At 26.1% G+C, this 410-nt stretch carries 1 pseudogene; it reads right to left on the bottom strand.

The features are described 5' to 3' along the window. Positions 1–233, bottom strand: a pseudogene (locus KDK95_RS39050) (GNAT family N-acetyltransferase); the annotation flags it as partial. Positions 234–410 lie beyond the last annotated feature (177 nt).

Raw genomic sequence — 410 nt, 5'->3', positions numbered from 1 at the left:
ATATTCATCTTTATATAACCAACATTCGCACCATCTTCTTGATAAAAATAATGAAATGAATCTACATGGTTAATCTCTTGTGTAAATTTTTCTACAGTATAATTGTCTTTAAAAAATTGATCAAAATCTTTGTCATCATAGTAAGAACCAAACGTGTCATAAAATGTTCTAGTTGCTAATTCAACTAATTCACTAGCATCTTGTTTTGAAATTTCTTTGATTATACCAGCCATATAAATCCTCCAATAAACAGTGATCGAATCAAAATATTACTTATGTTATTTTTCAGCCAAAACTATTTAAAAATACATTAACACAAATCAATTATAAATTGTATTGATTGTGTGTAACATCAATAAATGATACATTTATTCCAGTAAAATGGCCGTACTTTCAAAAGAGAAAAAGAG

It is taken from the genome of Actinospica acidithermotolerans (assembly GCF_018139625.1).
Taxonomy (GTDB): domain Bacteria; phylum Actinomycetota; class Actinomycetes; order Streptomycetales; family Catenulisporaceae; genus Actinospica; species Actinospica acidithermotolerans.
The sequence above is the reverse complement of the archived record's forward strand: the minus strand, read 5'-3'. Positions and strand labels throughout refer to the sequence as shown.